Here is a 6,051-nt window from a genome sequence, read left to right as displayed (position 1 = left end):
ATTGCCGCATGAACCTGCTCGATCCTGGCGGCGTACGCATTGAGCTGGTCGGCGATTGCCGAGCACTGCTGTTTGATCGCTGCGCAGCTGCGATCCGAGTCTGTGAGTGCGTTGGCGATGGCCTCAGCCTCGGGAATCTGTTGCGCTCGAACGGTTCCCAACGGCCCTGCTAGCCCAAATTTCTGCCCAACCAAAAATTCCGTGCCAGCGGCATTCCAGGCCGCCGCGGCAGCGCGCAACTTCGCTGAATCGCCGTTGGGCCAGATCATCCCGATATAGGGGGCCACCCATCCCCAGCCGGCCGGTGCGCTGCTACCGGCTCCCACAGCGGAGGGTGACGAGCCGGCTGAAATTGATCCGGTTGACGGCGGCATTGGAATTGGATCGCTTCGGCCGGACACATTCGACATCGCCTCGGCCACGGAGTAGTTGTGCGCCGACATCCGCACGCCATCGCCGATCTTGCACAGTCCATTTCGCGCCGTCGCCATCGCTTGGATTAACTTCGACGCTGAACTGTCGTAGCTGCGGCCCAATGCTGCGCCAGCCGGATCGTTACCGGCCATGCCTGCGCATCCCGATAGCGCGCCGGTCAAGGTCGAGATCACCAACCCCAGCCCTTCGCCGACCGCGGCAACCGCAGATCCCGCGCCGTCAAGTGCCCCCGGATCGACCTCCAGCGGCGCCATCAGCTCACGACCACATGCCTACGTTCTTGGCCATGGCGCCCGTGTAGTTGGCGTGCGCGGTCTTGGCCGCACCCTGCAGCTTGGTCAACGCTTCGCGCATCATCGCCTCACCTTGGCTCCAATGCCGGTGCGCCTCGACATGCGCCGCGGCAGCTTCACCCGACCAAGTCGCGTGCAGATTGCTTACCAGCGAATCGATTTCGCTGAGCATGCTTTCGGCATAGCGCTGAAACTCGCTCATGTGCTCGACCGCTTCGGCCAACGCCTCAGGATCGACACGGAATGCCTCAGCCACCCTTGACCCCTCGCAACGCCTGAGCAGACGCCGACTCGTTGTGCTGATAAGCCGTACCGGCTTTACCGACCGCCTCCGCCAGAATCGACAATCCCAGCATCACCTCGCCGGCGCCGCGATGCCACAAGTCCCACGCCGAGGAATAGGCGCGGCCAGACGTTCCCTGCCAACCGCCCAGCATCTCCCCGACCTGGCCGTCCAGTTCAGCCAACCTGCTCCGCAGGGCCTCAGCAGCACCGCCCAGCGCCTGGGCGCAACCAGCCATTGCCGCGGGATCCACCCGCAAAGTCCCATCGGAATCCACGCAGCAAAACTAACGATTCGCCTCGTCGCCCACAACTCAGCCCGGCAGCACAGGAACCGCGCCGGGCACCGTGAACCCCTGCACGTCATACCACATCTGTTCGTTTTCCGCCGCCGAGCCCGAAAGCTGCCGCACCCCACGCGGATCGGCGACATACACCGCCGACGGGTTGGCCGCGATCATCCCCACCGGGGTCTGCAAACCCCTGCTGGGCGCATCGGAGTTGACGCCGTCGAGGTTGACATAGGACACCGGATGCTGCGGATCGGTGCGACTCACCGCAAGATCATCACCGGTTCGCCACGACAACGACACCACCGACGACCCCAGCCCGAAACCCAGCCGGCGGGGATACGTCAACGCGAACTGGCCGGCCTGCGGCTGCTCGACACTAGCCAGGATCACTTGTCCGGCAATGACCATCGCGGCACGCGTTCCGTCCCGAGACAGCTGCAGTTCGCTGATCGGACCGGGGAAGCGGCCGGATACCGCGCCTGAATCCACCGGAATGCGCGCGGGCTGACCGGACGCCGGTTCCTGAATGACCCGCAGCACGTTGTTGCCATCCACCACCACCCACACCGCGTCGTCGAGCGACCAGCTCGGCCGCGACATGCCGTGCCCGTCGGCGGACGGCACCGCCTCACCGCCGAGATCGCCAATCCACAGCGCCGCCGCCATGTCCGGTGCGCCTGGCCGCTGCGTCACCACCGACGCCACCCGATGGCCACCGCGCGACAACGCAGCCGCGGTCTGATCGGGCATCTGCCCGAACGCACCGGGCACTGGGGTGGATCGCTGACCGTCCAGCGCCACCAGGGAGCCGCCCACCAAGCCGTGCACCCCCGCGCCGGCACCGTCGGCTACTCCAGGGTCGGTGGCCGCGACATCCGAGGTGGTCCACCCGTCGGTGAACCTGTCGTCCAACGCGGCGCCGTCCGTGTTGATCACATACGGGCCTTTGATGTCTGCCCGGGCCAGCGTCCAAATGATCTGTGCGGCAAGCAACAGGCGGCTGTGCGGGTCGGTCGTGGACAAGCTTTCCAAATCGACCCGCGCGCCGCCGTAACCACGGCCCACGCCGGTCTTGCCGCCGTCGGCCCGGGTCACCGGCCCCCGCAGCCGCAACGGCGGAGCAAGCAGATTGCGCACCGCCCGGGCCATCTCCGGGCGCGGGCCGGCGATCACCTTCGAAATCAATTCGGTAGCCAGCTGATCGGGATCAGAGACGGCGACGTAGCGCGGATCGGGAACCACCGTCTTTCCGGTCGGGTCAGCGAAGTAAAGGACGTTGCGCTTGTAGGTCGCCTGGAACTGCTGCCAGTCCAAGAACACGCCGTTGGGTAGCCGGTCGATGCGCCAACCACCCGACGTCTTGACCAACTCGATCGGCCCGGGATCCGGCAGCACACCCTCGGCAGTCTCGAACACCCCCATGTCCGACAGCGATCCCAAGATGTCTGCCTTCATATTGACCGAAACCCGTTCGGCGCTACGGGTTTCCACGAACACCACGTGGTCGATCAGCAGCGAGCTACCCGCGTCGTCCCAAGCGTTGGATGCCGACTGAGTGAGAAATTGCCGGGCAGCCAGATGACGGTTCGCGGGATCGGCTGTTGCCTTGAGGAATTCGCGCAGCAGCACGTCGGGATCCATGCCCGGGGTTGGCTTGGGCAAGTGCGATGGCGCCGGTCGCGCAACCGTGCCGATGGCCTGCGGCGCCGACGACCTTGGCACGGCCGCACATCCGGCAAGCACCACGGCGGCAGCCAGCAGCGCCGCAAAGCGCCGCATCACGCGCCCCTTTCGGCGTGCTCCCGCTGACGGGGTTGGCGCTCGCTGCGTTCAGCCGCAACCGGTTTCATCGGCAGCGGGCTGGTGGTGACCTTGTGGCCGCGCACCAGCGGCAGCGTCAGCCGGAAGCAGGCGCCCTTGCCGGGTTCGCCCCAGGCCTCAAGCCGACCTTGATGCAGCCGAGCATCCTCGACGCTGATCGCCAACCCCAGTCCGGTACCGCCGGACCGCCGCACCCGGGACGGATCCGAGCGCCAGAACCGGCTGAAAACCAGCTTCTCCTCGCCTGGCCGCAGCCCAACGCCGTAGTCGCGCACTGTGACCGCGACGGTGTCCTCGTCGGCGGCCATCCGGATCCGCACCGGCTTGCGCTCGGCGTGGTCGATGGCATTGGCGATCAAGTTGCGCAGGATGCGCTCAACCCGTCGCGTATCGACCTCGGCGATCACTTCGTGTGACGGCAGGTCGACGATCAGCTTGACGCCGGCATCCTCGGCCAAGTGGCCGACACTGGCCAGCGCATTGTTGACGGTCGCACGCAAGTCGACCGACTCGACCGACAATTCGGCCACACCGGCGTCGTGCCGGGAGATTTCCAGCAGGTCGTTGAGCAGCGTCTCGAAGCGGTCGAGCTCGCTGACCATCAATTCGGTGGAGCGCCGCAGTGCCGGGTCGAGGTCGGCGCTGTGGTCGTAGATCAGGTCGGCGGCCATCCGCACTGTGGTCAGCGGGGTGCGAAGCTCGTGACTGACGTCGGAGGTGAACCGGCGCTGCAGGTTGCCGAACTCCTCGAGTTGGGCGATCTGCCGCGACAAGCTTTCGGCCATGTCGTTGAACGACATGGCCAGCCGCGCCATGTCGTCTTCACCGCGCACCGGCATCCGTTCCGACAGGTGCCCCTCGGCGAACCGCTCGGCGATCCGTGACGCCGACCGCACCGGCACCACCACTTGTCGCGAGACCAGCCACGCGATGCCGGCAAGCAACACCAGCAGCACCACACCGCCGGTGGTCATCGTGCCGCGCACCAGCGAGATCGTGCTGGATTCGTTGGCCAGCGGGAAGATCAGGTAGAGCTCCAGATTGGTCACCCGCGACGGCGTCGGCGTGCCGATGATCAGCGCCGGCCCGGAAAAGCCCTCGGTGTGCACCGTGGCGTACTGGTAGGCGACCTGCCCGGCCTTGACGAAGTCACGCAGCGAGGTCGGCACCTGATCAATGGGCCCAGCGGTGGTCGCGGCTCTCGGCCCGTCGCCGGGGACGAGCAATGCAGCGTCAAACGCACCCGCCAGCCCAGCGCCGGACGACGGGTCGGTTTTCGACGTCAACGTGTTGCGGGCGAGTTGAAGGCTGCTGTCGAGCGAGCGCGCCTCCTCACCGCTGACGATCCCGCTAACCGTGTTGCGTGCCCGCTCGATCTGTTCGATGGCCGCGCGGACCTTCACGTCGAGCACCCGGTTGGTGACCTGGCTGGTCAGCACGAAACCCAGCGCCACGATCACGGCGAATGACATTCCGAGGGTCAACACCACCACGCGCAACTGCAGCGAGCGGCGCCAGGCGACGGCCACGGCCCGGCTCAACGCACTCATACCGCGTGTCAGTGGTGTCGAAGGCCCCCAACGACTCCGGATGCGTCGCCGCGAGCCCCACATCACAACCGCCGCTCCGCCTCATCGCGACGCTCTGCGTCGCGGGCGACGGCGCGGATCACGGAGGTCCGGCCTTGTAACCCACTCCTCGAACGGTCAGGACTACTTGCGGATTCTCCGGGTCTTTCTCGACCTTGGCCCGCAGACGCTGAACGTGCACGTTCACCAAGCGGGTGTCCGCCGGGTGACGGTATCCCCACACCTGTTCGAGCAGCACATCACGAGTAAACACCTGGCGCGGTTTGCGTGCCAGCGCGACCAGCAGATCGAACTCCAGCGGGGTCAGCGAGATTTGCTCACCGTTGCGGGTGACTTTGTGTGCCGGCACGTCGATGTCGACGTCGGCGATCGAGAGCATCTCGGCCGGCTCGTCGTCGTAGCGCCGCAGCCGGGCCCGAACCCGCGCCACCAGCTCCTTGGGCTTGAACGGCTTCATGATGTAGTCGTCGGCGCCCGACTCCAGGCCCAGCACCACATCCACGGTGTCGGTCTTGGCGGTCAGCATCACGATCGGCACACCGGAGTCGGCCCGCAAAACGCGGCACACGTCGATGCCGTTCATGCCGGGCAGCATCAGGTCCAGCAACACCAGATCGGGGCGCAACTCGCGTACCGCGGTGAGCGCCTGGCTGCCGTCACCGATGACCGCGGTATCGAAGCCTTCCCCCCGCAGCACGATGGTCAGCATCTCGGCCAGCGAAGCGTCGTCATCGACGACGAGAATCCTTTGCCTCATGGTGTCCATGGTGTCACCAGTTCGCGACAAAACTGGGCTATCAGACCCGCGTTTCTTCTCGCAGCTCACTCGGCTAGCAGCAAGGCGGCCAGCTTGCCGGGATCGACGTCGGCGCCAACCACCTGCCAACGGCCGCCCCAGCCTGCCGCGGCCAGCCCGGCATACACCACACCGGTGCGTTGCTGAAGCAAGTCGTCGCGTTCGTAGGCATCACGGTCCCGGCCCGCCTCTTGCACGGCCCTGCTGCGCGCTCGCTGCCCGGCAAGTTCAGTCGAGACATCAAGCAACACTTGGTAATCCGGCATGGGCAGGTGCAGCCGGCGGTACTCGACGTCATAGACCCAGGCCACCACCTCACCGGTGGCGTCCTGGCGCAGGCGGGCCGCGCTGTAGGCGGCGTTGGAGGCCACGTAGCGATCCAGGATCACCACGTCGTGGGCCTGGCTGAGCTGTTCGATCTCGGCGCGGGCGCCGGCCCGGTCCAGCGCGAACAGCGTCGCCATGGCGTACACCGACGACGCGAGATCACCGTGCTCGCCGTGCAGCGCCTCCGCGGCGATGTCGGCCGCCTCGGACCGGCC

General features: G+C 66.6%; 6 protein-coding genes and 1 pseudogene. All 7 read right to left on the bottom strand.

All coding sequences use genetic code 11. From position 1 onward, the window contains the following. Window positions 1-689 (bottom strand): annotated as a pseudogene (locus tag VFA16_RS21240) (ADP-ribosyltransferse); the annotation flags it as partial. A 4-nt stretch (window positions 690-693) separates the two neighbouring features. Beyond that, window positions 694-984 carry a WXG100 family type VII secretion target gene (locus VFA16_RS21235; protein ID WP_324969728.1) on the bottom strand — a complete coding sequence of 97 codons (291 nt, stop codon included), beginning with the start codon at window positions 982-984 and terminating at the stop codon, window positions 694-696. After that, complete coding sequence (locus VFA16_RS21230; RefSeq protein WP_324969727.1) at window positions 977-1,288, bottom strand: WXG100 family type VII secretion target; 312 nt, start codon at window positions 1,286-1,288, stop codon at window positions 977-979. The genes VFA16_RS21235 and VFA16_RS21230 overlap by 8 nt, the downstream gene beginning before the upstream one ends. A gap of 36 nt (window positions 1,289-1,324) precedes the next feature. Continuing rightward, window positions 1,325-3,082, bottom strand: a complete 1,758-nt coding sequence (gene lpqB, locus VFA16_RS21225) for an MtrAB system accessory lipoprotein LpqB (protein ID WP_324969726.1) — start codon at window positions 3,080-3,082, stop codon at window positions 1,325-1,327. After that, entirely contained in the window at window positions 3,082-4,740 is a 1,659-nt protein-coding gene (gene mtrB, locus VFA16_RS21220; protein ID WP_324969725.1) for an MtrAB system histidine kinase MtrB, read from the bottom strand. The genes lpqB and mtrB overlap by 1 nt, the downstream gene beginning before the upstream one ends. Window positions 4,741-4,792: 52 nt before the next feature. Then, a complete protein-coding gene (mtrA, locus tag VFA16_RS21215; RefSeq protein WP_324969724.1) occupies window positions 4,793-5,479 on the bottom strand; it encodes a two-component system response regulator MtrA in 687 nt (228 codons plus the stop codon). A gap of 56 nt (window positions 5,480-5,535) precedes the next feature. After that, on the bottom strand, window positions 5,536-6,051 hold a 516-nt coding region (locus VFA16_RS21210; protein WP_324969723.1), incomplete at its 5' end, for a dTMP kinase.

The sequence above is a fragment of the Mycobacterium sp. genome (assembly GCF_035653355.1).
Taxonomy (GTDB): domain Bacteria; phylum Actinomycetota; class Actinomycetes; order Mycobacteriales; family Mycobacteriaceae; genus Mycobacterium.
Note: the sequence above shows the minus strand (reverse complement) of the source record. Positions and strands in the feature narration are given on the sequence as shown.